At 54.3% G+C, this 24,251-nt stretch carries 24 protein-coding genes; 7 read left to right on the forward strand and 17 right to left on the reverse strand.

From position 1 onward, the window contains the following. The first annotated feature begins 45 nt into the window (after nucleotides 1-45). On the forward strand, nucleotides 46-1,191 hold the full coding sequence (locus ACN0YD_RS12920) for an NAD(P)/FAD-dependent oxidoreductase (RefSeq protein WP_417320424.1): 1,146 nt from the start codon (nucleotides 46-48) through the stop codon (nucleotides 1,189-1,191). A 48-nt stretch (nucleotides 1,192-1,239) separates the two neighbouring features. Here the strand turns inward: ACN0YD_RS12920 and ACN0YD_RS12925 are convergent, their stop codons facing one another. Next, nucleotides 1,240-4,047, reverse strand: coding sequence for a TonB-dependent receptor (locus tag ACN0YD_RS12925; protein WP_417320426.1), 2,808 nt, complete (start codon nucleotides 4,045-4,047; stop codon nucleotides 1,240-1,242). A gap of 173 nt (nucleotides 4,048-4,220) precedes the next feature. Between ACN0YD_RS12925 and ACN0YD_RS12930 the strand changes: the two genes are divergently transcribed. Then, entirely contained in the window at nucleotides 4,221-5,324 is a 1,104-nt protein-coding gene (locus ACN0YD_RS12930) for a phytase (RefSeq protein WP_417320428.1), read from the forward strand. A 49-nt stretch (nucleotides 5,325-5,373) separates the two neighbouring features. Here ACN0YD_RS12930 and ACN0YD_RS12935 read toward each other — a convergent pair whose 3' ends face one another. From ACN0YD_RS12935 to ACN0YD_RS12955, 5 genes are all read right to left on the reverse strand, one after another. After that, nucleotides 5,374-6,744, reverse strand: a complete 1,371-nt coding sequence (locus ACN0YD_RS12935) for a sodium-dependent transporter (protein WP_417320430.1) — start codon at nucleotides 6,742-6,744, stop codon at nucleotides 5,374-5,376. A 31-nt stretch (nucleotides 6,745-6,775) separates the two neighbouring features. Then, nucleotides 6,776-8,629 (reverse strand): acyl-CoA synthetase, encoded by a 1,854-nt coding sequence (locus ACN0YD_RS12940; protein WP_417320432.1) that lies wholly within the window; start codon nucleotides 8,627-8,629, stop codon nucleotides 6,776-6,778. An 81-nt stretch (nucleotides 8,630-8,710) separates the two neighbouring features. Further along, nucleotides 8,711-9,016 carry an Mpo1-like protein gene (locus ACN0YD_RS12945; protein ID WP_417320434.1) on the reverse strand — a complete coding sequence of 102 codons (306 nt, stop codon included), beginning with the start codon at nucleotides 9,014-9,016 and terminating at the stop codon, nucleotides 8,711-8,713. A gap of 322 nt (nucleotides 9,017-9,338) precedes the next feature. Then, nucleotides 9,339-10,529 (reverse strand): SpoIIE family protein phosphatase, encoded by a 1,191-nt coding sequence (locus tag ACN0YD_RS12950; RefSeq protein ID WP_417320436.1) that lies wholly within the window; start codon nucleotides 10,527-10,529, stop codon nucleotides 9,339-9,341. 54 nt (nucleotides 10,530-10,583) lie between these two features. After that, a complete protein-coding gene (locus ACN0YD_RS12955; RefSeq protein ID WP_417320438.1) occupies nucleotides 10,584-10,886 on the reverse strand; it encodes an STAS domain-containing protein in 303 nt (100 codons plus the stop codon). Nucleotides 10,887-11,228: 342 nt separating this feature from the next. Between ACN0YD_RS12955 and ACN0YD_RS12960 the strand changes: the two genes are divergently transcribed. Both ACN0YD_RS12960 and ACN0YD_RS12965 read left to right on the forward strand, forming a co-directional pair. Next, nucleotides 11,229-12,140: an ATP-binding protein gene (locus ACN0YD_RS12960; protein WP_417320440.1), complete on the forward strand. Its 912-nt coding sequence runs from the start codon at nucleotides 11,229-11,231 to the stop codon at nucleotides 12,138-12,140. Between the two features lie 60 nt (nucleotides 12,141-12,200). Continuing rightward, complete coding sequence (locus tag ACN0YD_RS12965; protein ID WP_417320442.1) at nucleotides 12,201-12,983, forward strand: enoyl-CoA hydratase/isomerase family protein; 783 nt, start codon at nucleotides 12,201-12,203, stop codon at nucleotides 12,981-12,983. A 7-nt stretch (nucleotides 12,984-12,990) separates the two neighbouring features. Here ACN0YD_RS12965 and holA read toward each other — a convergent pair whose 3' ends face one another. The 4 genes from holA to ACN0YD_RS12985 form a co-directional block, all read right to left on the reverse strand. After that, nucleotides 12,991-14,043: a DNA polymerase III subunit delta gene (gene holA / locus ACN0YD_RS12970; protein WP_417320444.1), complete on the reverse strand. Its 1,053-nt coding sequence runs from the start codon at nucleotides 14,041-14,043 to the stop codon at nucleotides 12,991-12,993. Continuing rightward, entirely contained in the window at nucleotides 14,040-14,591 is a 552-nt protein-coding gene (locus ACN0YD_RS12975) for a hypothetical protein (protein ID WP_417320445.1), read from the reverse strand. Before ACN0YD_RS12975 ends, holA begins: the two co-directional genes overlap by 4 nt. A 28-nt stretch (nucleotides 14,592-14,619) precedes the next feature. Beyond that, entirely contained in the window at nucleotides 14,620-17,190 is a 2,571-nt protein-coding gene (gene leuS / locus ACN0YD_RS12980) for a leucine--tRNA ligase (protein ID WP_417320447.1), read from the reverse strand. A 123-nt stretch (nucleotides 17,191-17,313) separates the two neighbouring features. After that, nucleotides 17,314-17,820, reverse strand: coding sequence for a DUF3576 domain-containing protein (locus tag ACN0YD_RS12985; RefSeq protein WP_417320449.1), 507 nt, complete (start codon nucleotides 17,818-17,820; stop codon nucleotides 17,314-17,316). A gap of 370 nt (nucleotides 17,821-18,190) precedes the next feature. Here ACN0YD_RS12985 and ACN0YD_RS12990 point away from each other — a divergent pair, with 370 nt between their 5' ends. Then, entirely contained in the window at nucleotides 18,191-19,096 is a 906-nt protein-coding gene (locus ACN0YD_RS12990; protein ID WP_417320451.1) for a hypothetical protein, read from the forward strand. 2 nt (nucleotides 19,097-19,098) lie between these two features. Here ACN0YD_RS12990 and ACN0YD_RS12995 read toward each other — a convergent pair whose 3' ends face one another. Then, a complete protein-coding gene (locus ACN0YD_RS12995; RefSeq protein ID WP_417320453.1) occupies nucleotides 19,099-19,728 on the reverse strand; it encodes a thiamine phosphate synthase in 630 nt (209 codons plus the stop codon). 28 nt (nucleotides 19,729-19,756) lie between these two features. On the opposite strand from ACN0YD_RS12995, the gene ACN0YD_RS13000 reads away from it, so the two are divergent. After that, complete coding sequence (locus ACN0YD_RS13000) at nucleotides 19,757-20,419, forward strand: YggS family pyridoxal phosphate-dependent enzyme (protein ID WP_417320454.1); 663 nt, start codon at nucleotides 19,757-19,759, stop codon at nucleotides 20,417-20,419. Between the two features lie 102 nt (nucleotides 20,420-20,521). Here the strand turns inward: ACN0YD_RS13000 and ACN0YD_RS13005 are convergent, their stop codons facing one another. Genes ACN0YD_RS13005 through pspA form a run of 6 tightly spaced genes read right to left on the reverse strand, consistent with a single transcriptional unit; the run spans nucleotide 20,522 to nucleotide 23,024 of the window. Beyond that, nucleotides 20,522-21,064: a L,D-transpeptidase family protein gene (locus ACN0YD_RS13005; RefSeq protein WP_417320456.1), complete on the reverse strand. Its 543-nt coding sequence runs from the start codon at nucleotides 21,062-21,064 to the stop codon at nucleotides 20,522-20,524. A 52-nt stretch (nucleotides 21,065-21,116) separates the two neighbouring features. Beyond that, entirely contained in the window at nucleotides 21,117-21,389 is a 273-nt protein-coding gene (locus tag ACN0YD_RS13010) for a hypothetical protein (RefSeq protein ID WP_417320458.1), read from the reverse strand. 26 nt (nucleotides 21,390-21,415) lie between these two features. Next, entirely contained in the window at nucleotides 21,416-21,652 is a 237-nt protein-coding gene (locus tag ACN0YD_RS13015) for a PspC domain-containing protein (RefSeq protein ID WP_417320459.1), read from the reverse strand. After that, nucleotides 21,649-22,059, reverse strand: coding sequence for an envelope stress response membrane protein PspC (gene pspC, locus ACN0YD_RS13020; RefSeq protein ID WP_417320461.1), 411 nt, complete (start codon nucleotides 22,057-22,059; stop codon nucleotides 21,649-21,651). Before pspC ends, ACN0YD_RS13015 begins: the two co-directional genes overlap by 4 nt. Next, nucleotides 22,059-22,274, reverse strand: a complete 216-nt coding sequence (gene pspB, locus ACN0YD_RS13025) for an envelope stress response membrane protein PspB (protein WP_417320463.1) — start codon at nucleotides 22,272-22,274, stop codon at nucleotides 22,059-22,061. The genes pspC and pspB overlap by 1 nt, the downstream gene beginning before the upstream one ends. A 57-nt stretch (nucleotides 22,275-22,331) precedes the next feature. Continuing rightward, nucleotides 22,332-23,024 carry a phage shock protein PspA gene (gene pspA, locus ACN0YD_RS13030; protein ID WP_417320465.1) on the reverse strand — a complete coding sequence of 231 codons (693 nt, stop codon included), beginning with the start codon at nucleotides 23,022-23,024 and terminating at the stop codon, nucleotides 22,332-22,334. Between the two features lie 192 nt (nucleotides 23,025-23,216). Here pspA and pspF point away from each other — a divergent pair, with 192 nt between their 5' ends. After that, complete coding sequence (gene pspF / locus ACN0YD_RS13035) at nucleotides 23,217-24,251, forward strand: phage shock protein operon transcriptional activator (protein ID WP_417320467.1); 1,035 nt, start codon at nucleotides 23,217-23,219, stop codon at nucleotides 24,249-24,251.

Consider the following 24,251-nt stretch of genomic DNA (forward strand, 5'->3'; position numbering starts at 1 on the left):
CCTCCAACAGAGTATACATCCGGAAGAAGGAAAGGATATTCTTCCATGACCCTGACGGAGACAGAAGCAAACTTTATCATTATCGGCGGGGGTATCGCCGGAGCAGGCGCCGGTTATGAATTGTCCGCACTGGGCAAGGTCATTCTTCTGGAACGGGAAGCCCAGCCCGGCTATCACACCACGGGTCGATCCGCCGCCGTCTATAGCGCCACGTACGGGCAGGGCGATCCTGTCCTCAGGGCCCTGGTGCTGGGCAGCACCGACTTTCTGAAAAATCCCCCGGCGGGATTCTCGGAACATGCCCTGATGAGCCCGAGGCGGCACCTGACCATCTGTCACCGCGACGATTTCGCACCGCTGGCAAGGCTCCATGACGATCTTGCCCAGGTGACCGACGACGTGGCCTGGATCGGGCGGGAAGAAATCCTTGGCATGCTCCCCGTTCTCACCGAACCCTATCAGGAGAAAGCCCTGCTGGAACGGGATTTTTTTGATATGGATGTTCACGCCCTGCATGAAGGCTTCCTCCGTGGCCTTCGGTCCCGGGGCGGCAAAGTCATTACCGGTTCACCGGCGGAAGCCATTGAACGCACCGCCGCCGGCTGGCGCGTCAGCACCCCGACAGGCACCTATGAGGTCCCGGTGCTGGTCAATGCCGCCGGCGCCTGGGTAGATGAAGTCGCCAAGCTTGCCGATGTCGCCCCCATCGGCATTCAGCCTCTGCGCCGAACCGCCATTCTGGTGGACCCGCCTGCGGGACAGGATATCCACAACTGGCCCTTTGTCACCGAGGCGAAGAATACATTTTATTTCAAACCCGACGCCGGAAAAATCCTGGTCTCCCCCATGGACCAGACCCCGTCAGACCCCTGCGATGCCCGGCCGGAGGAAATGGATGTGGCCTATGCCGCCTACCATCTGGAAGAGGCCATAGGTCATCCGGTACCCAGGATCGATCATCAGTGGGCAGGCCTTAGAAACCATGTGGCCGATCATCATCCGGTCGCGGGTTTCGACCCGGAGGCCAAAGGATTTTTCTGGCTCGCAGGACAGGGAGGATTTGGCATCAAGACGGCGGTCGCCATGAGCCGCATTACTGCATCCCTCATCCAGGGCGAAGGCCTGCCGGAAGATCTTGTCGCTTTGGGCCTTAAGGAAGACGACATTTCCGTTAAGCGTCTCAAAAAATAAAAGAGCCCCGGACCGACATCCGGGGCTCTTTTGTTCGTTCTGTTCTGATCAGAATTTGGCTTTGACACCGAAGTTGATGGTCATGTCAAATTCATCATACTGCATCATCCGGTCACCGTCTTCGGTACGGTACACAGCGGTCCATTTCTCGTTGGTCAGGTTGGAGACTTCACCGTAGATCTTGATATTTTCCATCACTTCATAGCTGGCGGTCACATCCAGCAGAGTGCGGCCGAGTACAATACGGTTGCCGTCACCTTCGTTGACTTCATCCAAATATTCGCTGCGATAGCTGAGTGCCGCCCGAATGGAAAAACCGCCTTTTTCATAACCGACGATACCGTTGGCCACATGCTCGGAGGTTTTCGGCAGCGGGATATCCACCAGCTCACCGTCTCCGTTCACATACTGGCCTTCGCTGTCGGTGTATGTGTAGTTGGCACCGACCAGCAGACCGTCAAACGGGGCCGGCAGCATGGTCAGCTGCTGCTGGTAGTTGAGCTCTATACCAGTGACCTTGGCGTCTTCGCCGTTTTGAGGCTGCACCACTTCCGCGAAATCGATACCGTTGAGCGTGACGTCTTCAAAAGTCTGATCGAAGTGGAAGTTGCTGATTTCCTTGTAAAAGACCCCGGCAGAAACGATAGAGTCGTTGTTGGGATACCATTCCACACCCAGATCAAAGTTATGGGCCCGATAGGGGTTCAGGCTGGCATTCCCGAGAGAGCCTTCACGAATAATCTCGCCGTCATCCTCTTCGGCCTCGATCTCCCCGCTGGGCACCATGTCACCGATTTTCGGGCGCACCACAGACTTGTAATAGGCCGCCCGGAAGACCGCATTGCTGCCGTCCAGGTCGTAACGCAGGTTCACGCTGGGCAGCCAGTCCGTATAGCTGTTTTCTCCGGTGACTTCATTGATAACATTCTCGTCTCCGACGATGACCTGGTTGGCCGTGGAGTCAAACTCGGTATGTTCCACACGAACCCCGGCAACAACGCGCAGGTTGTCTACATCGACACTGCCCATCAGATAACCGGCGATGATATCTTCATTGGCTGTATAGTTGAGGGCCTCTGAGCCGAGCGTTGTGTCGTCTTCCTGAAGCTCGAAACTTCCCACATTGGCAGTGTAGTGATCCCTGAGGGCCTGGTGGTCGGCGCCGATGCCGCCCTGGGTCACATCAATATCATAATCGATATCAGTCAGGAAGTCTGCCAGGGTGAAATCGCCAAGATCCTCATAGACAAGGAAGGTATTGTCGCGGGTTTTCTCGCGCATCTTATATTTGCCGCCGAACTTGATGTAGCCCTGGTTGCCACCGAAATCCATGTCCCGGCGCACATCCAGCTTGAAGGCCCATTCATCATCTTCGGTGATGTTGTCGGAATACTCCATGGAGTCCAGCTCGTAGTTGCCGGGATTGGTAAAGAGCGCGCGGTCCGCATCGGAGGCAAAGATGCCAAAGGGCAGCAGCGGATCGGAAATATCCACACCCACATTCACGTCTTCATCGGATTTGAAATCAGTGTCCAGACGATCCGGTTCCCGTTCTTCGGAATGGGAATAAGACACACTGTATTCAAGGCTCCAGCTATCCAGGAAGGTTTCCCCGCCGAGAACAGTGGAGAAAATTTTCTGGGTTTCGATACGATCCTTCAGATCGCGGTCGGCTTCAGCTTCCAGAAAATAGATTTCCGGGCCGGTCTCGGCCGCGCCGTCAGCAAATTCACCGTCCTCGAACTTAACCTCTGTGCGCTGACGCAATTCCGTATCCTTGAATCTTGTATAAAGCGAGCGCAGATAGAGATTGGTATTTTCCACAGGCCGGAAGTCGATATTCAGGGCCGCGCCGAAACGCTCACGGGTGACGACATAGTCACGAAGCTCCATCTCGGCCGGATAAAAGGCGCTGATTTCATTATCCTCGTCATCTTCGGTTTTCCAGCCGCCATCGATTTCCTTGTTGTCGGAACCGTGTTTGCGCTCCTGCCAACTGACGGACGCCGCAATGGCCAGTTTCTCACTGAGCTGATCGGCATAAGTGGCGGAAACTTTCGGGCTTAATTCATCAACCAGCTTGTTATAGCTGCCTTCGGCTTTCAGTTTGATCAGCCGTTCGTCCTTGTCGAAACCGGATATGGTCTTTACTTCGATGTTACCGCCAATGAAATCGCCATCCATGTCCGGAGTGGCCGACTTGGTCACCTGCAGGGTTTCCAAAAGCTCGGACGGGATCACATCCATTGCCACCTTGCGCTCGTCGCCTTCGGGTGACGGCAGGCTTGTGCCGTTGATGGTGGTAGAGTTCAGGTTCGGGTCTATCCCGCGCACAATCACAAAACGGCCTTCGCCCTGATCAGTTTCCATGGAAACACCCACCAGTCGGCGGGCGGCCTCGGCAATATTCTGGTCCGGGAAGTTACCGGCCGCATCGGCAGACAGATAGTTGGCGATATTGTCCGCCGCGCGCTGCTTGTTGAGGGAACTGTTCATGCTGCCCCGGAAACCGGTGACAACAATTTCTTCCAGATCATCCTGACCGAAGACAAACATTTCACTGACATCTTCCTCACCAAGAGTAATGGTGCGGGTTACAGGGGCCGTACCCACATAGGAAATGCTGACCTCGTAGGTGCCGGCCGCCAACCCGCGGAAGCGGAAACGGCCATCAGTATCAGTGGTTGTTTTCAGGCCTTCGGACCTGATTTCCACCATGGCGCCTTCAAGCGCATATCTTTCGGAGCCTTCCAGAACCGTACCGGTAAAGTCGGCTGCAGAAGCGACAGAAGTTATTGTTGTCAGAGACAGTGCCGTTGTCAGAAGAAGAGATTTAAAGGAAGATTTTACAGTCATTTTCCACCCGTTTTGGTTACAGTTTTTTCCTCCGGGGCCAATGTCCCGGAAATTTTCATTCCAGACGGGTTTATTTTTCTATTGTTACAAAGCTGTAACACTTACATGTATTATTTGTGAGAATTAATCTTATTAGAAGTATCTTACGCCCTACAATTTAAGGATTTTTCCCAATGAACAGATTCACGACTAGCGGCATGATATCCTGTCTTGCCCTGTTGGCAGCCTGCACCCCGCCGGCAGAAGAGAACCCATCTGCCGGCCTGGTCTCCGTTACCGCCAACATGGAAACCCCGGCTGTGGAAACGAACGGCGATGCCGCCGACGACATGGCCATCTGGATCAATACGGCCGATCCGGAAAAAAGCCGCATTATCGGCACCCAGAAAAAATCCGGCCTGTATGTCTATGATCTGGACGGGAACATCATCCAATACCTGCCGGACGGCCGTATGAACAATGTGGACCTGCGCGACGGCTTTGATCTTGCTGGCAAGACGGTCACTATTGTTGCCAGTACAAACCGAACGGACAACAGCATCAGCCTGTATGCTATTAATCCGGAAACCACGGAGCTCCATAATGTGGCGGACGGCCTGCAGGCCACCGGCTTTGAAGACCCCTACGGCCTGTGTATGTACCACAGCAGTGTGGATGGCAGCTTTTATGTCTTTGCCAATGACAAGGATTTTGGTGATTACAAGCAGTGGCGTCTGGTACCGGCCGGAGACGGCAAAGTGAAACTGGAAGTCGTCCGGACCTTCACCGTTGGCGGACAGACCGAGGGTTGTGTGGCCGACGATAAAACAGGTGAACTTTATATCGGCGAGGAAAATGTCGGTATCTGGAAATATCACGCCGAACCGGTTGTCACGGAGGCAGAAGAAGACGAAGAGGACTATCTATATCGAAAATTAATCCGCCGGATCGACAATAAATCCCTTACCGCTGATGTAGAGGGACTGGCCCTCTATCACACCAGGGAAGGCAAGGGCTATCTGATCGCCTCCAGCCAGGGTAACAATACATATGCCCTGTTCGACCGGGATAACGACTACGGCTATGTGGGCTCCTTCCAGGTTATCGACGATCGGGAAGCCGGCATTGACGGCTCACAGGAAACCGACGGGCTGGAAGCCCTGAGCACCCCCCTGCCGGGCTATCCCCTGGGCGTGTTCATGGCCCAGGACGGGTTTAACACCCTGCCTGAGGAAAATCAGAACTTCAAACTGGTGGACTGGCGCAGGATTGCTGAGGCCCTGAAGCTTCGCCCCTGATCCCCTACCCGGAATTAAAAAAGGCCCCAAGTTGGGGCCTTTTCTTTTTTTATGCGGTAATGAAATCCCAGAAGATATATCCGAGACCAATGGGCACCACCACCTTGATCAGCAGGCGCCAGAATTTGAACAGCCAGCTGTCGGCAAGTCCCAGTTCTTCCAGCAATGCCGTCCGTTTCATGACCCAGCCGGCAAAGATCGCAATCAGCAGGCCGTTCAGCATCATAAACACATTGGCGGAGAAATAATCAAGCAGGTCAAAAATACCCATGTTCTCAAATGTCCTGAACATGCCCAGCGGCTTGAAATCACTCATCACATTCAGCGACAAAGCCGCCAGAATACCCACCGCCCAGGTCCCCGCCCCGGCCAGGAGGGTCATCTTCAGACGCATATGCGGCACCCGTTCCTCAAGATAGGACACCATTGGCTCCAGCAGGGAGATGGTTGACGTTACCGCCGCAAAGGTAATCAACAGGAAGAACAACATTCCGAAAAACTGACCGAACGGCATGCTGTCAAAAACAATGGGCAGGGTGACAAAGACCAGGCCCGGACCAGCCTCGGGATCAAGACCATTGGCAAACACAATCGGGAAGATTGCAAGCCCCGCCAGCAACGCCACAAGCGTATCGGCAAAAGCCACGCCGCAGGACATTTTCGGAATGGAAATATCCTTGGTAAGGTAAGCCCCGTAGGTCATGATCGCCCCGCTGCCGAGAGACAGGGAGAAGAAGGCCTGACCGGCTGCCTCCAGGACACTCCTGGCAGTCAGTTTGCTGAAGTCCGGCTGGAACAGGAATTCCATTGCCCGTTCCACATTGCCCGCATACAGAGCGTAGGCCACCAGGGCGATGAGAATGATAAACAGGGCCGGCATCAGGATTTCCACGGCTTTTTCAAGCCCGCCTTTAACACCGCGGGCGACAATGCCCATGGTGATCAGCATGGCCACCGTCTGCCAGAAGATCATGGTCACCGGATCGCTCAACACACCGCCAAAGATTGCTTCAACCTCCGCTGAATCCACACCGCTGAGAGAACCGGATCCCATCTTGACCACATAGTTCAGCGTCCAGCCGGCGACCACGCCGTAAAAGGACAGAATACCGATGGGCACAAGCACATAGGACCAGCCCAGCGCCTTCCACAGCCTTTTCGCCGGTTTATCCGCACCGATCGTGGCGAGCGAGTTTACCGGGCTCATCTGATAGCGCCGGCCGATCAGAAGTTCGGTCATCACCACCGGAATACCGAACAGGATCACCATACCGATATAAAGCAGCACAAAAGCACCGCCGCCATTCTCGCCAACCACATAGGGGAAACGCCAGATATTGCCAAGACCCACGGCCGAACCGATCGCCGCCAGCAGGAAGGTTGCCCCCGACGACCATTTTTCATGTTTGGCTATCGCCATAATTCATCCCTCTTTTTGATGTTCTTTCTACTCAGCCTTCAATCTCGCATCTGAAGGCATATGCTCCCAATATGGCACGTATCCGGGTCTCTGCATCCGGGTCTGCGCCCGGTTTCAGGGTAATCTTTGCTACTGTTCCGTGGACCGGATCATTCTCAATTTCCACCGTGTCCACGGCCCCGATTTCCGCCAGGACTTTTTCACATTCCCGCCTGGTTGCATCGTGTCTGAGAGCTGGTTTGAAAGGTTTTCCAACCGCAGTCAACGGTATTTCATCAATAAAATATATTTCTTTCGGTATTGCCGCCCGTTCCGAAATATTATTTCGGGAAAACTCCAAAATATCGTCTTTCTTAACCTCAACTCCGGGCTGTAGAACAATATAAGCCACCGGAAGTTCGCCCGCATAAGGGTCCGGTTGTCCGACGGCGGCCACCTGCGACACGGCATCATGTTTGACCAGGGCATTCTCGATCACGGCCGGATCAATATTGTGACCGCCGCGGATGATCAGCTCCTTGCTGCGCCCGGTCAGCCAGAAATACCCGTCAATATCCTGCCGCCCCCTGTCCCCGGTATTGAGCCAGCCATCCTGGAGCCAGATATCCCTGTTGGCATCTTCCTGCACATAGCCCGGAAACACATTCGGTCCGCGGATCACAATGGCGCCGATCTCGTCCGCCTCGCTATCACGGATATACTTACCATCCTGATCCAGTTGCACGGACTTCATTTCCTGGTAAGGCAGCCGGAATCCGATTGATCCCACCCGTCGTTCTCCGTCACGTGGGTTGCAGGAACTGACACAGGTCCCTTCCGTAAGGCCATATCCTTCCAGAAGGGACAGGCCCGTCGCTGCCTCAAATCGTCGAATGATCTCTCGAGGCATCGGCGCGGCGCCGCAAATGGCATATCTCAGGGAGGTAACATCCGAGGCACCGATTGGAATGTTCAGTAACCCGGCATAAAGGGTGGGAACCCCGGAAAAAAAAGTAACGCCATACCGGTCAATCAGTTTCCAGAAATTGTGGATAACCTCGGGAGTCCGGTATCCTCCTGCCGTCGCCAGAAGCACCGTCGCCCGGTGTATAAAACAGGAAAGTCCGGTAACGATGGCCGCATTGACATGGAAAAGCGGCAGGCCGCATAGGGCCACGGAGGTCTCGTCAGTCCCCCCGACCATGGACGTCATGAAAGCATCGCTGACCTCATTGAAATGGGTATGCCGGGCCAGTTTCGGCACGCCGGTGGTTCCTCCGGTATGGAACAGGGAGGCAATATCCTCCGGCCGGATTTGACGGTTACTATCCAGTGCCTCCCCGCCATAGGTGGAAATGACCTGCTCATAACAGACGATATTTTCGCCCTCCTGGGGGACGCCGCCGACCTGGATAAGGGTCACCGGATTTTCGCAATGTTCCCTCACGCTGAGGGCCTTATGCCAAAATTCGTTCGCAAGTGAGGCCCCGGGTACGGGGCCGGGCGCCACAAGCACCCTGCTGCCGGCGGCTTTCACGATGCCGGCAATATGCTCCACTTCAAGAAAGGGGTTAACTGGGTTGACGATACCCGCCGCTTCACCACCCCAGAGGAAAAAATGTGTCTGAGGCAGATTCGGCAAAATAAGGGTGACCACATCATTAGGCCCGAGACCGAGGTCATGCAGCAGATTGGCTGTCTGATTTATGCGCCAAAAAAGCTCAGCATAGGAGATACGCAGGGCTTCATCGTCGTCGGCCGAAGAAAGAAATATCAGCGCCGTTTTGTCCGGCGCCTGCCGGGCCGCCTGCTGAAAGACGGCATAGCTTGTCTCCAGGCCGCCAAGCCGTTCCCCTAACGATACTTGTTCTATTTTCTCAATATCAGCGAGAGTGGCAATCTGCACTCGTTTTCTCCCAATCTCCCTCCGGTTAAAAACGTTAGCGGAAACACCGTAAGGAAGAAAGCAGAATTTGTGAGGCTCGCGTTAAAAAGAAACCCTGCCGGTCAGCATGTCCCGGAACATGACAAAGTCACCCATCAGGCTGTAAACAGGGTGTTTGAATGTTGCCGGCCGGTTTTTTTCAAAGACAAAATGACCAATCCAGGCAAATCCGTACCCCAGTACAGGCAGCAGCCACAACATTATAAACTGCAGGGTAAAAACAGCATATAACGCTATCATAATGACAAGGCCGGTACCCAGAAAATGCAGGCGACGGCAGATGCTGTCCGAATGCTCCGACAGATAGAAGGGATAAAATTCCCTAAAAGATTGAAATTCCCTATCCATTTGGCGCTCCCCTTTTTCGGCCATTCTAGCGCCATAAATGCCCGAGTCTCAAGCATTTCGTGAGTCCCGATTTGGGACACCCTGATTCAATCCGTGGATTCAATCGGTTACCGATACATATCGGAATCGTATAACAATATGTTAGAATATACTGCAGTGCATTACTGCATGAGGGGAGCAAGATATGTTAAAGGCACAAATCGAAAATTTCTTTATTGCCTTCCTGGTTTCCTATGTCCTGTCAGTCATGGTCATGCTCAACATGTCTGCCTGACAGGCCACCCGGCAACTATTTCAGGAACAGAATTGATAAAGGAAAAACCTATCGGTCGAGAGCCCGCAGGAAGACGGCTGTCATATCATCCTGATAGGGACGCTTCAGGACCTGTTCAATATTCCCCGACATAATTTCACAGATGGACAATTCCGTACGGGAGTCTGTCAGGGATTTCCGAAACAGCTCGAGCAACCCCTCTTCTTCCAGGGACCTGTCGTCCCTGCCCGGCGTTTCCGTCAGAACGTCACTGTAGAGGAACATCAGGTCGCCCGGTGCAAAAGGAACTTCGCGCCTCTCGAAGGTGGCCTGTTCCATTGCCCCCAGCGGATAACCGGCGGGATCAAGAAGCCTGACCTCTCCGCTGCCGGGACGCCCGATCATCGGCGCTGTCGAGGCAGCACTGGAATAGACAATAGTGCCGGCGGCCACGTCAATAAAACCACACAACATTGTTGCATATTGCTCCGTCGGCAATAAGCGGTAGAGAAGCTTATTCAGGTCGCTCAGATAGATTTCCGGCGACGGGATCGTCTCGGCCTGGTCAATGATAGAATGAAGACGGAACGTATTCAGGGCTGCCGAAACACCATGCCCGGCAAAATCCACTATATAGAAGAAAAGCCTGCCGTCCTCCATGTCCCTGGCGCCCCAGAAGTCACCGCCAAGCTCATCCGAACTTTCATATTGATAGAGAATGCGGACATTCAAGTCATTTTCAACATGATCCAGAAAATTCTGGGCCGGCATCAGCGCCTTTTGCATTTCGCGCGCCACCTCCAGATCCCGGGTCAAGCGGCTCTGATAGCTTTTCAGGTCGCGTAACAGCAACCGGTTCTCCAGATGAATCCGGGTCCGGGAAATCAGCTCCATGGGAGATAAGGGTTTGGAAACAAGATCAGTCGCACCGGCTTCAAAAGCCTGCACTCTTTCTTCCGGTTCGGACATGGCCGTCTGCACGAGGATTGGCAGGTCCTGATATATCGCCTGTTTCCGCAGGGTACGGCAAACCTCGAAGCCATCCATATTGGGCATGATCAGATCAAGGATCACGAGATCAGGATTGAGTTGCTCTATCTTTTCAAGCGCGTCGATCCCGTCCACTGCAAAATGCAGATTTTCGAACCCGCCCTTGCTCAGATAAGAAGAGATGAGGAGCCGGTTAAGATCCACATCATCCACAATGAGTATACACCCGGACAGGGATTCCTGACTTATAGATGGTTCACCAACCACCATCTTCTCCTGCCTTTTTAGCCTCTAAAAAAGAACCGGTTTCCCGGTCCCCAAATATCATACTATTTCGAACATTTTGTCGAACTGCGCAACATCAAACATTCTTTTGACCTGGCCCTGGGGCTTTTTGAGCACAAGCTTGGAAGAAATTTTACCCATTTCATCCTTGGCCAGCAAAAGCATCCCAAGCCCGGCAGAATCAATAAATTCAACTTCCGCAAGATTCATTACGTTTTCAGAGGCGGACGCCTCCTGCATTTTTCTGATTATTTCCCGAAAACCTTCCAGGTCCGAAAAAGTAATCTTCTCGCTTAGAACCGCTTCAAAACTGTTATTTGCAGTTTCCAGCTTGTATTTCATGACTATTCCTCTTGGTCTGATAAACTAATGTGATTTAATAACTTGCCCTTGCATTCGGAACACGCCCCACTGGGGAGACAGCCTTCCGGAGAGACACTTCTAAATAATGTTTCTTTAATTCGAATATTAATAAGTAAAAATTAACAATGATTTAAACAGCACAACTAAAATTATAAATTTAGAATACTTTTATGTTGCTTTAAAAATATAGCTTAATCAAGGTATTGTTAACAGGAAAGTAAGCATTTAAGACTATTACTATGCTCGTTTTGGTGGCATCTCCGGAGTTTCAGAAAGCCATCATGATATCGCCGGATCAGAATGCTGACCGGCGACAATAAAATGGAAGTCACATCACAGATGACGTTGATAATCATCGACAATGCAGGACTGAACGAAAAAGAGATGGGGGCATTATTCTCCTCTCAGAACATTGGCAGCCTGCATACAAAGACCGCGACTGAAACATTCAACAAACTTCTTGAAATTACCTCATCCCGAAAAGATCCTGAACACGCCATTCTGCTGAGTGACGAGGTTTTGCAACAAGACGGCACAGAGCTGGTTCGCGACCTGAATGCCAACAAATCCCTACGGGACCTGCCGCTGATCGTGATCGTCGAACATGAGGAAAACTATGAAAACCTGAGGCAAAAATATTCCGGCAGCATTTACTGGCTTCACAAACCCTTCAAGGCTGTCTCTCTTCACTCCCTCGTCGAATCGGCAATGGAAGACCTTCGGCAACGTCGCAGCCTGCGGCAGGAAATCGAAAGCCGGGAATCCGTTATCGGCTATATCCAGAAAGGGACTTTCCGGATCAAAAACTTCCTGCAGGCGGAAAAAGTCGCCACCATGCTGTCACTGAGCTGCCCCGAGCCGGACAGGATTGCCTTCGGATTATTTGAACTTCTGGCAAACGCCATTGAACACGGCAACCTCGGCATTTCATTTGAGGAAAAAAGAAAACTCCTGGAACACGGCACCATGCAGAAAGAAGTTCTCCAGCGTCTCGGAGAACCGGCATATAGAGACAGGTATGTGGAGGTGGAATTTGAACTGAAAGACAACGAAGTCGTCTTTCAGATTACCGATCAGGGGAACGGTTTTGATGTGGATAGCTTCATCTCCGCCAAAATAGAACCAAGCTCCCTGCCCCTTGGCCGGGGCATTGCCCTGGCAAGGGAGACAAGCTTTGACACGCTTGAATATCTCGGCAAGGGAAACCGGGTACGTGCCACAGCCCTTTTTTAGGTATTGCCCTCCTTTTCCTGAACGTTATTCTGTCGTCTGCCTCACAGACAGGGATACGCTATGGCCGACGCAGATATTTACCTGAAAAAAACCGATAATATTGCCTGGTTGGTACTAAACCGGCCTGACCGGAAGAATGCTCTGGACAAATCCATGTGGGAGAGGATTTCTTCCCTGGTGGAACAGGCTCGCGACGACAAGGAAATCAAGGCGCTGATCATCCGCTCGGAAAATCCGGGGTTCTTTTCCGCCGGCGCCGATATCAGTGAATTCGAACTATTCATGTCCGACACGGAAGCCCGGGACCAAAACCGCAAAGCCATCCGGGCCGCCTGCCGGGCGCTTGAGGATTGTCCCTTCCCTACCGTGGCCATGATTCAGGGGGCCTGTGTCGGCGGCGGCTGCATGCTTGCCCTGTGCTGTGATATCCGCCTGGGCGATGAAAAATCAAAGTATGGCATCACCCCGGCAAAGCTCGGGCTTGTCTACGGCCTTGGCGATACCCGGCGCCTGGTGGATCTGGTCGGACCGGCACAAGCCAAGCAGATCCTGTATACGGCAGATATTTTTCCTGCAGAACGGGCGCTCAGAATAGGACTGATCAATGACGTTTTTCCCGATGACCGACTGGAAGAGGAAGCCCGGAAACTGGCCGCCGGGATGATCGCCAATTCTGCCTACAGCCTGCATCATATCAAACAGAACATCAAACAGGTTCTTAACGGCCGGCGCGAAGATGATGAAACGTCCGAGGCCCTGTTCAACGAAGCCTTTGACGGGCCGGACCACAGGGAAGGCGTTGAGGCCTTTCTGAATAAACGAAAACCGGATTTCCGCTCCTGACCCGGGGTCAGCGACGGGCGCGGGCCGCGTTGGCGATCCTCAGACAAGCCCGGGCACAGATGGTTTCTGACGGCATATCCGTCGTCTTGCAGTCCTGTTCCGCCAACATGACAATCTCCAGCGCCCGGCTGAGCCCATCTGTCGTCCATCTGGACAGATGCGACTTGAACTGGGCCGCTTCCATGGGAAACACCCGGGGCACAAGCTTGCCCATGGCCTGTTCCGCCCCCTGCCCCTGGTCCATCATGCCACGTACGAAATGCATTCGTTGCAGCCGCCGCGATACCGCATAGAGAATGCTGATCGGATTTTCACCACGGTTAAAGGATTTGAACAGCACGTCATCAAGATTACGCAGGTCGCCGCCACTGGTCGCCTTGGCGATCATGTCCAGCGTCAGGGCCCCGCTGTCCCCGACACAGGCCCGGGCGTCTTTGAGAGTAACGGTCAGCGTTTCACCGTTTTTCGGCTGGCCCATATAGGTGACAAGCTTTTCGAGTTCGCTTCTCGAAATCATTCGGTCACTACCCATATTAGCCTGCAGATAGGCCACCGCGTCGGACTCGATACGAAGATGATTATCCCGCATTACCGACATGATCAGCCCCTCAAGGGCCATCTGATTATCTTCATAACAGGGTATGGCGGCGGCGTTTTTCGCCGCCTCGAATAGTTTCCTGAGGCCCGAGGACGGCTTCAGGTTACCGGCGGTAATGACCACGAGACCGTCTTCACGGTTATTTTCCAGGGCGCTCTCCAGGAAGGATTTAGCCGCCTCTTTGGCATTTTCCCCGGCCCCGTCAACCCGGATCACACGCCGCCCCCCCATCATGGATATGGCCGCCGCCTCATCGGCCAGCAAAGCCGGTTCGGATTTCAGGGTATCGGGCTCAAGGTTGGCCACCAGAAAAGGATCCTTCAGATCCTCCACCACCTGTTTAGCAATTTTCTCCGCCCGCTCGCGCACCAGTCCCTCGTCCGGACCGTAAACCAGCACCGCACCATATTTCGGATCCAGCTTTTTCACCTGGCTTTCTATATCGCGATACTGGACTTTCATTGGCCGGGCGCCACCTCTTTCTGCTGCCTCTGCTGGTTGGCGCTGAAAAAGGCGCCGATACGCGTGGCAATACGGGTCGTCACTTCATCCGACAATCGTTCCAGCGCCGCGTTTCGGGCCACCATATTGGAGTAGTCAGACTGTACCAGATCAAAGGTTACCAGCGCCCGGGCCGCATCTTCCATCACCTTTTCACCGGTTGCGATATTCTCAAGCCTGTAGAGCGCCGTAAGCTTCAGGCTCTGGGCTGTGACAGATTCATCCTCTGTGAAGCCGTAGCCGTGCTCTTCCACCTGGAATGTGACCTTCAGGGAATACTCCACGGCCTCCCGGGCTCCCTTGGCCCTGAGACGGCTCATCATGTTGTTGCGAATGACCTGTCCGATGCGGGAATTGCGCCCGTCCGCATCACGGATATCATCGACACGGATATTGGCCATGATCTGATCAAGGTCCCGGCCCTGCCCCGACATACTGCCGTACATGGGTTTAAATCCACAGGCGGCAAGGGTCATCAGCAGCAAGGCGATCAATCCGGTTCTGAACATATGGGCCAGGTTCCCCGTGAGAAAAAGACTAGACAACAATATTAACGATCTTGTTCGGCACCACAATGACTTTGCGGATTTCCTGCCCCTCGATACTGCTTTTCACTTTCGGCAGGTCGAGAGCCAGGCGCTCCACCTCGGACTTGTCCATATCCTTGGCCACTTCCATGGTATCGCGCAATTTGCCGCGCACCTGCACGGCAATGGTCACGGTGCTTTCCTGCATCAACTCGACCCGTGCCTCGGGCCAGGACGCGTCGGTCACCAGCCCTTCGCCGCCAAGCTGCTCCCACATTTCCTCGGCCAGGTGCGGCATCATGGGCGCCGAAAGCTGGACGATGGTGAACAGAGCTTCCCTCAGGGCAAACAGGTCCCCGGCGCTGCCGTCGGACTTGTAGCTACCGATGGCATTGGCGAACTTGTAGAGCTGGGCCACGGCGCTATTGAAATGGAAATTCTCGATATCCTTGCCGACCTGGGCAATGCTCTGATGGCTCATCCGGCGCAGGTCACGGGCCTGTGCACTGAAGTCAGCAGGCTCTTCGGCACCGGTGACTCCGGTGGTAGCCTCGATATTGCCGATCACCAGACGCCACAGACGCTGGCTGAAACGCCAGGCGCCTTCGATCCCCTCTTCAGTCCATTCCAGATCACGTTCCGGCGGACTGTCGGACAGCATGAACCAGCGGGCCGTATCGGCGCCGTACTGGTCGATGATTTCCGTGGGATCAATCACATTCTTTTTGGACTTGGACATCTTGATAGACCGGCCCACAGTGACCGGCTCGCCATCCTTGCGGGTTACATAACTACCGTCCTCCTGCCTGACCAGTTCCGCCGGGCTGATCCAGGCACCGGCCCCATCCTGATAGGTCTCGTGGCAGACCATGCCCTGGGTGAACAGGCCGTCAAAAGGCTCGTCAATGTCCAGCAGACCTACTTTTTTCATGGCCCGGGTAAAAAACCGGGAATAGAGCAGATGCAGAATAGCATGTTCCACCCCGCCCACATACTGATCCACCGGCAACCAGTAATCGGCGGCCTCCCGGTCAAAGGGCGATTCTGAATCCGGTGAGGTAAAGCGGGCGAAATACCAGCTCGAATCAATAAATGTATCGAAAGTATCCGTCTCCCGCCGTGCGGGCGTGCCGCAGGAGGGGCAGTCCACATTCTTCCAGCTCGGGTGATGGTCCAGCGGGTTGCCCGGCTTGTCAAAGGTGACATCATCCGGCAATTTCACAGGTAGATCGGATTTGGGCACGGGTACCACGCCGCAGGATTCGCAATGGATTACCGGGATCGGGGCGCCCCAGTACCGCTGGCGGGAAACGCCCCAGTCACGCAGACGGAAATTGACCGTCCGTTTGCCCACGTCCATTTGCTCGGCCTTGTCAATGATGGCCGCCTTGGCCGCCGCATTGTCCAGACCGTTAAGGAAATCACTGTTGATCACAATTCCCGGGTCCGTGTAAGCCTCCCGATCCACTTTGAAGCTTTCGTCCCCGTCAGGAGAAACCACCGTGCGCACGTCCAGACCATACTTATGGGCAAAATCCAGATCGCGTTGGTCATGGGCCGCGGACATGAAGATGGCGCCGGTGCCGTAATGCATCAGCACGAAATTGGCGACAAAAACCGGCAGCTCCCGACCCGGCTCGAAGGGGCTGGTGGCCTTGATACCCGTATCGAAGCCTTTCTTTTCCATCTTTTCCATGGCTTCTTCGGTGGTAGCTCCCTTGCGGCATTCCTCGATAAAGGTCGCCAGGTCGGGGTTATTCTCGGCAAGCTTGTCCGCCAGCGGATGATCCGCTGCCACCGCCATGCCACAGGCCCCGAAGATCGTATCCGGCCGGGTGGTATAAATTTCCAGGCTGTCATGGCCATTCACGCCGTGAATGTTGAAATTCAGTCTCAGGCCTTCGGACCGGCCGATCCAGTTTTCCTGCATGGAGCGGACTTTCTCCGGCCAGCGCTCGAGCGAGCCCAGCGCCGTATTCAGCTCATCGGCAAAATCAGTAATCTTAAGGAACCACTGGCTCAGCTTGCGTCGTTCCACCGGCGCCCCGGAGCGCCAGCCACAGCCATCCACAACCTGCTCATTGGCCAGAACCGTATTGTCCACCGGGTCCCAATTGACCCAGCTTTCCTTTCGGTACACCAGTCCGGCTTCCAGGAAATCCAGGAACATGGCCTGTTCCTGGCCATAATATTCCGGATCACAGGTGGCAATTTCCCGGGACCAGTCCAGTGACAGGCCCATCTGCTTCAACTGGCCTTTCATATGATCGATATTTTCATAGGTCCATTTGGCCGGATGCACCTTGTTTTCCATGGCCGCGTTTTCCGCCGGCATACCGAATGCATCCCAGCCCATGGGATGCAGCACATTGTAACCCGTCGCCCGGCGATAACGCGCTACCACATCCCCCTGGGTGTAGTTGCGCACATGGCCCATGTGAATCCGGCCGGAGGGATAAGGGAACATCTCCAGCACATAATATTTCGGTTTCGAGGTGTCCTCGACGGCTTTGAAGGTCTGCCGGTCTTCCCAGGCTTTTTGCCATTTTGCTTCGGTTACACCGGCATTATAGCGTGTCATTCTTTCACTTCCCGATCTTTTGTCCCTGATCTTAAATCAAGGAGGACCCGTCGCGGCACAGCCTGAGACGGATCCCGTGTATGTTCTATATTCTTGCTGCCCGCCGTCGGACGGTCGGTTTTCTCAGTTTTTCAGCGGCGCATTGTTCCGCCGCAGCGTCCGCGCCTGAAGGAGAATCGCATTGGTCAGCTTGAACTCGGCTCCCGGACGCGCCGTAACACTCACCCAGTCATTCCCCTGCTTCTGTTCGCGGTGAATGACAACCCGAATGGCATCGGCGCGAAGCTTCTTGCCGACAATGTGGATTTCCGCCTTGGTTCTCTCGTTGGCGTCGCGCGGATTGGTCTTCCAGTCCGTCAGGATCACACCACTGGAATGGCTTGCCTGCAAAATCGGCATGAAAGCAATGGTGTCAAGTGACGCCCGCCACAGATAGGCATTGACGCCAATCTGATAAACCTCTTCGGCGGCTTCCAGTCTGGCCTCGGACGCGCCCTCATCCCCGCCGCCGAAAATGCTGCAACCTCCCAGGGAAAGCATCAGTGCCGCCAGCACCGTAATCGCAGCGAACCTCGCCCCTGCACTCTGCCTGCCCCCTGCTGTCTTGTTTTTTATCCGCTTAAAAATCATGCAACTTCCATTCGTCTGTTACGCATAAATGATCTGTCGTTTTTCCTGGTTCCAGGCTTTCATAAACCGGGGCATCATACCCCTTGACTTTCGCTTATTAAAGCTGTTTATCCGTTTGATAGAAATCAGACAAGATTTTCTTGGCCAAACTATGTTCCAACAAAAACTTCCGGTTGTGCCCCTTCGGGACTTTACATCTGAAGGAATATGCCGGTACCGAACCTGGATGGCCTGAAATCCATTTGATTTTTTGCCGCTAAAGCCTATACTGTCATAATATAAAAATAATTCTCAGGCAGTGAGTTTAGCAGCGTAGTTAATGTAACATTTAAACTCTGCCCGGAAGCAGACAGAACTTGAGGAAACACCTTTGAAACGGCCCACAGGCACATTGGCACTGGCTTATGCTGTCGGTTTTATACTGAGCGGCAGTTTCGCCCATGCCCAGATGAAAGTGGAAACCGTGGATTTCGGGATGCAGCCGATCAGGAGCTCCTTCGATGCCCCGAAAGGTAACCAGGCCTCAGCCCCCGGCGACGAAGTGGAAATCATCTTTGACCGGCCAACGGCGGAAACCGCCGACCAGTATATCTACCTGACTGACCCGGCGCAGCTCGAAAGCCGCAAGCAAAAATCCGGCTTCAAGGTGGAAAAATCCAGCGAAAGCAAACCCTCCCTCCTGTTCAACATGCAGCCAATGGACACCGCAGGAGGAAACCTGCAACTTTCAAGCGGGTTGTTTGACGGCCTCATGGCAGGCAACAGGGTCACCTTTTCCTATGGCCCGGCCGACCGCAGACTGGACCCGAACACTTTTGACATTTCTGTGGGCTCCAGTTTCCTGGTCAGCCCGTCATCAATCCTGTCACCGCTATATGACGGCTCGCAGTTCGACCTGCGCAACCGCCAGGTTTATAACCTGTCACTGGACGTGGCCTATGCAGGCTTTTCCATAGGCGCTTCCTTCAGCCGGGAAAAAAGCCTTGCCGATCTGAACCTGAGCGGTTTTGATGTGGGTCTCGGCTATCGCGGCCGCAGCTGGTTCACTGATGTCCGCTTCGCCGAATACCGCCGCAATTATGAAATCGACTATTTGTCTTCCACCGTGGACTATTTTGACAAGATTTATGCCCTTGAGGTCGGCGCAGGATACAGTCTGCTGCCCAACCTGCATTTCACCGGTCGATTCACCTATTATACCTATGGCCAGAATCAGGAACAGGATCACCTGTCCGATACCCAGGTCTTCCTGCTCGGCACCAACGTTAATTTCTGAGTCTATTGACCGTAACCGCGAATTGAGGCAATTCCCGCCAGCGGAATATGCCGAAGTCTGCGCACATTTGCCATCGTAATCCCGCCCAGGGCGTAAACCGGAAGACTTGTCCGCCGGCACAGACCGGCAAGCCGGACCGGCCCCAGTGTCCGGCCGGGCCGTGAAAAGCTTTCCGGATGGCTCAGGGTGGGAAACACCGGGGAAAGCAATAGGGCATCAGCCCCGAGCCGTTCCGCCCGGATCGTTGCGCACTCGGAATGACATGCCGTGGTAAAGAACAGGGCCGGATATTTCTGCCTGAGCAAAGGCAGGCGGCCGACAAGTCCCTCGGGCAGATGAACCCCGGCGGCCCCGACCCTGGCGGCAAGCCTGTCATCCGCCCCGACCAGAAGATTGAGGTGTCGTTTCCGGCAGGCCTCCGCCAGCCGGAAGGCCAGGGTTTCCCGTTGCGGATGGTCATAGTCCCGAAGGATCACCACGCTGCCCCGGGGCAGACAGCCGAGAACGGGTTCCGGGTCCGGATGGACCCTGGCATCGGTCAGATAGACGGTCGGGCCCAGCGGCCAGTCGGGCCGGGTTCGTCCATAAAGCTTTTGGGCACTTGCTGCCAGGGACCGACGCTGATAAAACATGACCGCACCATAACGCAGGACAAAAGACGTGACCAGAGCGCTTGAAAAAGTACTGAACAAAATCGCCACTGCCGCCGAATCCGCAGGCCGCCCCCCGGAAGATGTGAAACTGGTGGCGGTCTCCAAGGTTCACGGGCTTGACGTCATTACGCCGGTTCTGGAAGCAGGGCAGCGCCTTTTTGGGGAAAACCGGGTTCAGGAAGCGGCCGAAAAATGGCCGGCGCTCCGGCAAAAATTTCCCGATGTGCGCCTCCATCTGATCGGCCCGCTGCAAACCAACAAGGTCCGGCAGGCCGTCCATTTGTTTGATGTGATCGAAACTGTCGATCGGCCCAAACTGGCCCGCGCCCTGGCCCGCATTTTCGAGGAAGAGGGGCTCCGCCGGGATGTCTATGTCCAGGTCAACGTGGGCCGTGAAGAACAAAAGGCCGGTATCGCCCCGGAGGAGGCCGACGACTTCATCCACCTGTGCCGGGATGAGCTGGGCCTCACCGTCGCTGGCCTGATGTGCATTCCCCCGGCGGAAGGAGATCCGGCCCCCTATTTCGATCTGCTGGCGGAGATTGCCCGAAGAAATGACATCAATATCCTGTCCATGGGCATGAGCGGAGACTTTGAAACCGCCATCCGGCACGGCGCCACCCATGTGCGCATCGGCACCGCCGTCTTCGGCACCCGCCCGGGGTACTAGAAGGCTGGAGGCTAAAAAAGCCCGGCACCCTGAAAACAGGGGCCGGGAGTGGAAGATATCAGACGCATGAGTCCAATAAAAAATTCTGTAAATCGCAGGGGCTTAATTGACGACCACTTTCAGGGTTGTCTCCGGCGACAGGTCGGGTAGCAGCTCCAGCAGATGCTCTTTCTGCAGGGCAACGCAGCCCTCTGTGCCTTCAAAACTTTCCGGATCGTCACCCCGGGCCACATGCAGGAAAATGGCGCTGCCTTTTCCCGGCTCCACAGGGTTGTCATTCTGCCCCAGAACAACCAGCACGTCATAAAGGTCGTCCTCCCGCCACAGCCGTTCCGCACGGGCATGATAGGGCAACATCACCGGCTGGTTATAAGCCGCATCCTTCGGATCGTCGCACCAGCCGTCTTCCTGCAGGATCGCCAGCATGGGTACCTGACTGTAAATCGGCTTAGACAACTTGTCATAGCGATAAAAAACGGTCCTCAGGGGAAACTGCCCCACGGGAGTCTTGTGATCGCCTTCCTGCTTGTCCAGAGCAAGACCTGCTTTCCCAAGGGCACAGGGAAATATGCGGTCCCCGGCTTTCAGCACCCCGCGGGAGGGGTTATCATTGGCTGGCTCAACAATCAGTTCCTTTAACAACATCTCATCCTCTTTTCTTTTTCTATTTCTCTCTGTTGTTTCTCCCCAGCCACCGTCAGGCCAGGTTGTCGATTTCCCGGGCCAGGTTGGCGCCCTTGTCCGTTGCTATCCTCTCCAGTACCTGCACCCGTTCTTCCAGCTTGCGGATACGCTCCAGGTGGGGCTGCATCTGTGATTTGCTTAAATAGTCGTCCCCCAGCCCCAGGTCACCCAGCAATTCATCAAGATCCAAATCTGTTTCGACTTTGCCGGGCTTGATCCAGTGCTTGATCACACTGGCAATGGAAACCACCAGCACAATGACGACTACCATCTCAAATGCATTCATTTTGACCTCCTCGGTTTCCGTTTAGCCTAGCGATAGAGATGAAAGGGCTTCTCGCTCATCACCAGGGCGGCGATGAAGTAGGCGACAATAATAGCGGGGCCAGTCATGAAGATGCCGATCACTCCCAGTAGTCTCAACAGTCCCGGGTTGATCCCCAGATAGTCCCCAAGGCCGGCGAATACACCGCAGATCTTGCCCCTGAAGCTGTCCTTGTACAGCCGGCGGGAGGAACGCTCATAATAGTCATCTTTGTAATAGCTCATTTGTCATTCTCCAGATCGCGGAATTCCTTGTGAAGCTTGTACTCACTTGACGTGATATGAGCTTCGGCCGCCCGCAGGCGTTTTTCAATTTCACGGAACTTGTAGCGCACGTCCCGGATGGTGTTGCGTGGTTTGACCCGAACATTCTTCCAGAACTCACCCTCCTTCTCCGTGTGATAGAGATCGATGGGCCGGGGGTCCAGCATCCAGGCCAGCAGTATATAGCCGATCAGGATCAGGGGGCCGCCGAAGAAGATAAAGGCAATGACCGTGATAATCCGGATCAGTGTGACATCCATGCCGAAGTAATCCGCCAGGCCGGCACAAACACCGGAAATCTTCGCATTTTTCTTGTCCAGATACAGTTTATTGTATTTGGGGGCGTTATGTTCGGGATGAGGAGACATTATTTGGTCCTCCAGTCCGGGGATTCCGCATCCAGGATGCGCTCGATATTATTCAGGCGGCTTTCAATCTTTTCCGCACTATCATAAAGGTCGCCGAGAATCTGCTCGTCTTCGCTGGTCAGCGTCTTCGAGGATTTCCATTTCGTAATGTAATGGAAAATAATCCACAGCGGCGCACAGATGGTCAGGAACAATATTCCGAATACTTCAGCCATTTCAGACTTCTCCTTTGATGCTATATCCCCACGGGCGGGGGCACGCCCCGGCCCGAGTTATTTTTTCTTGGTCTTGCTTTCCTTGTCGGCGCCTTTGGACATTTTGGCCTTCAGCTCCGCCAGTTCAGCAGCCACTTTCTGCTGGGCTTCCAGGTCGGCAAACTCATCATGCAGCGTTTTCTCGCGGCCCATATCCGCCGCCTCGACGCGGCTTTCGGTTTCTTCAACACGACGTTCCATCTGGCCAAAACGTGTCATGACATCCTCGATACGGTTGTCATAAAGCTTCTCGCGGACCCGAAGCTGGCTTGAGGCAGACCGCTGACGCTCAATCAGGGATTTCTGCTTGACCTTGGCTTCCTTGATCTTGGCTTCCAGGGAAATGATATCGCCTTCATATTTGGTCAGCGCTTCTTCCAGTGGTCCCCGGTCGTTTTCAAGACGCTCGGCCATTTCCGCAAGTTTGGCGCGCTCCATCAAAGCACCGTTGGCCAGATCCTCACGATCCTTGCTGAGCGCCAGCTCAGCCTTGGCATACCATTCTCCCTGCGCCGCCTGCAAACGGGACAGATTGCGTTCCAGCTCCTTGCGGTCAGCAATCACCCGGGCGGCGGAAGAACGAACTTCCACAAGCGTGTCTTCCATTTCCTGGATCATCAGGCGGATCATTTTTGTCGGATCCTCTGCCTTGTCCAGGATGTGGTTGATGTTTGAGTTCACAATATCACTGAGGCGTGTGAAAATGCCCATTGTATTTCTCCAAGTTAATAGCTTAATTCCTGCTACCCGCTTTGATATTTGCAGAAACCGTGCCAGTTTTGAAAAAATCTCATAACCTATTGTTTTATTGAATTTATTTTACACAGAGAAAAATTCTTGCATATTGTCCATTGGTGAATTACGCTACCTTTTGATAATTTTTTTAAATAATTGGCAAAATTCATGTCGACCCCGCAGGATCAATCTATTATCGGTGAAAGCCCGGCCTTTCTGGAAGTCATTGACCAGACGTCACGGGCCGCAAAACACGGACGTCCCGTGCTTGTCATCGGCGAACGCGGCACCGGCAAGGAGCTGATCGCCGCCCGCCTGCATTTTCTGTCCCCGCGCTGGGAAAGCAATTTTATCCAGGTCAATTGCGCGGCGCTGACCGAAAGCCTTCTCGAATCCGAACTGTTTGGCCATGAAGCCGGCAGCTTCACCGGCGCGACCAGCAAAAGAATAGGTCGCTTTGAGGAAGCCCACGGCGGCACACTTTTCATGGACGAGATCGCCACCTGCTCCATGTCCGCCCAGGAAAAAATTCTGCGCATCACCGAATATGGCACGTTCCAGCGCGTGGGCGGCAACAAGGTCCTGACTGTTGATGTACGTCTGATCGGTGCCACCAACATTGACCTGCCCTCTGCTGCAGACGCCGGCGAGTTCCGGCACGACCTGCTGGACCGATTGGCGCTGGATGTTATTACCCTGCCGCCGCTTCGGGCCCGCAAAGAGGACATCATCCTGCTGGCCTTCCATTTCGGGCAGCGGGCCGCCCATGACCGGGACTGGTCCTCCTTCCCCGGCTTTTCCGAGGATATGATCGAGGCCCTGCAGGACTATCACTGGCCGGGTAATATTCGCGAACTGAAAAATGTGGTGGAGCGGGCGGTCTATCATGCGGAAGATGAATTCGAACCGGTCCATATTCTGGAGCTTGATCCCTTTCGCTCCCCCTGGCGGCCAAAACCCGCCGGCCCGTTTCAACAGAACAGGACGACAAAGACCGCCACCCAGTCACCGAACCATGACTCCCCCGTCATGCCGGAGACGCTGGGTCCAACAGACTATAACGAAACCGTTGCCAAAGTGGAAAAGGACCTGTTGCAGAAAGCCCTCAAGGCCAATAAACACAACCAGCGGGATACGGCCGTTTACCTGAACCTGACCTATCACCAGCTCAGGCATCAGTTGAAAAAACACGACCTGCTCTAG

The organism is Emcibacter sp. (assembly GCF_048269205.1).
Classification (GTDB): Bacteria; Pseudomonadota; Alphaproteobacteria; order Sphingomonadales; family Emcibacteraceae; genus Emcibacter.

What these genes read in the sequence shown, in the direction of transcription:
- ACN0YD_RS12945 (WP_417320434.1), bottom strand. Translation starts at nt 9,016, where the DNA reads ATGGATAGGGAATTTCAATCTTTTAGGGAATTTTATCCCTTCTATCTG.
- ACN0YD_RS12935 (WP_417320430.1), bottom strand. Translation starts at nt 6,744, where the DNA reads ATGGCGATAGCCAAACATGAAAAATGGTCGTCGGGGGCAACCTTCCTG.
- ACN0YD_RS12985 (WP_417320449.1), bottom strand. Translation starts at nt 17,820, where the DNA reads ATGATTTTTAAGCGGATAAAAAACAAGACAGCAGGGGGCAGGCAGAGT.
- leuS (WP_417320447.1), bottom strand. Translation starts at nt 17,190, where the DNA reads ATGACACGCTATAATGCCGGTGTAACCGAAGCAAAATGGCAAAAAGCC.
- ACN0YD_RS12995 (WP_417320453.1), bottom strand. Translation starts at nt 19,728, where the DNA reads ATGTTTTATCAGCGTCGGTCCCTGGCAGCAAGTGCCCAAAAGCTTTAT.
- pspA (WP_417320465.1), bottom strand. Translation starts at nt 23,024, where the DNA reads ATGGGCATTTTCACACGCCTCAGTGATATTGTGAACTCAAACATCAAC.
- ACN0YD_RS12920 (WP_417320424.1), top strand. Translation starts at nt 46, where the DNA reads ATGACCCTGACGGAGACAGAAGCAAACTTTATCATTATCGGCGGGGGT.
- ACN0YD_RS12965 (WP_417320442.1), top strand. Translation starts at nt 12,201, where the DNA reads ATGGCCGACGCAGATATTTACCTGAAAAAAACCGATAATATTGCCTGG.
- pspF (WP_417320467.1), top strand. Translation starts at nt 23,217, where the DNA reads ATGTCGACCCCGCAGGATCAATCTATTATCGGTGAAAGCCCGGCCTTT.
- pspC (WP_417320461.1), bottom strand. Translation starts at nt 22,059, where the DNA reads ATGTCTCCTCATCCCGAACATAACGCCCCCAAATACAATAAACTGTAT.
- ACN0YD_RS12950 (WP_417320436.1), bottom strand. Translation starts at nt 10,529, where the DNA reads ATGGTGGTTGGTGAACCATCTATAAGTCAGGAATCCCTGTCCGGGTGT.
- holA (WP_417320444.1), bottom strand. Translation starts at nt 14,043, where the DNA reads ATGAAAGTCCAGTATCGCGATATAGAAAGCCAGGTGAAAAAGCTGGAT.
- ACN0YD_RS12925 (WP_417320426.1), bottom strand. Translation starts at nt 4,047, where the DNA reads ATGACTGTAAAATCTTCCTTTAAATCTCTTCTTCTGACAACGGCACTG.
- ACN0YD_RS13015 (WP_417320459.1), bottom strand. Translation starts at nt 21,652, where the DNA reads ATGAGCTATTACAAAGATGACTATTATGAGCGTTCCTCCCGCCGGCTG.
- ACN0YD_RS13010 (WP_417320458.1), bottom strand. Translation starts at nt 21,389, where the DNA reads ATGAATGCATTTGAGATGGTAGTCGTCATTGTGCTGGTGGTTTCCATT.
- ACN0YD_RS12955 (WP_417320438.1), bottom strand. Translation starts at nt 10,886, where the DNA reads ATGAAATACAAGCTGGAAACTGCAAATAACAGTTTTGAAGCGGTTCTA.
- ACN0YD_RS12960 (WP_417320440.1), top strand. Translation starts at nt 11,229, where the DNA reads ATGGAAGTCACATCACAGATGACGTTGATAATCATCGACAATGCAGGA.
- ACN0YD_RS12930 (WP_417320428.1), top strand. Translation starts at nt 4,221, where the DNA reads ATGAACAGATTCACGACTAGCGGCATGATATCCTGTCTTGCCCTGTTG.
- pspB (WP_417320463.1), bottom strand. Translation starts at nt 22,274, where the DNA reads ATGGCTGAAGTATTCGGAATATTGTTCCTGACCATCTGTGCGCCGCTG.
- ACN0YD_RS12975 (WP_417320445.1), bottom strand. Translation starts at nt 14,591, where the DNA reads ATGTTCAGAACCGGATTGATCGCCTTGCTGCTGATGACCCTTGCCGCC.
- ACN0YD_RS13005 (WP_417320456.1), bottom strand. Translation starts at nt 21,064, where the DNA reads ATGTTGTTAAAGGAACTGATTGTTGAGCCAGCCAATGATAACCCCTCC.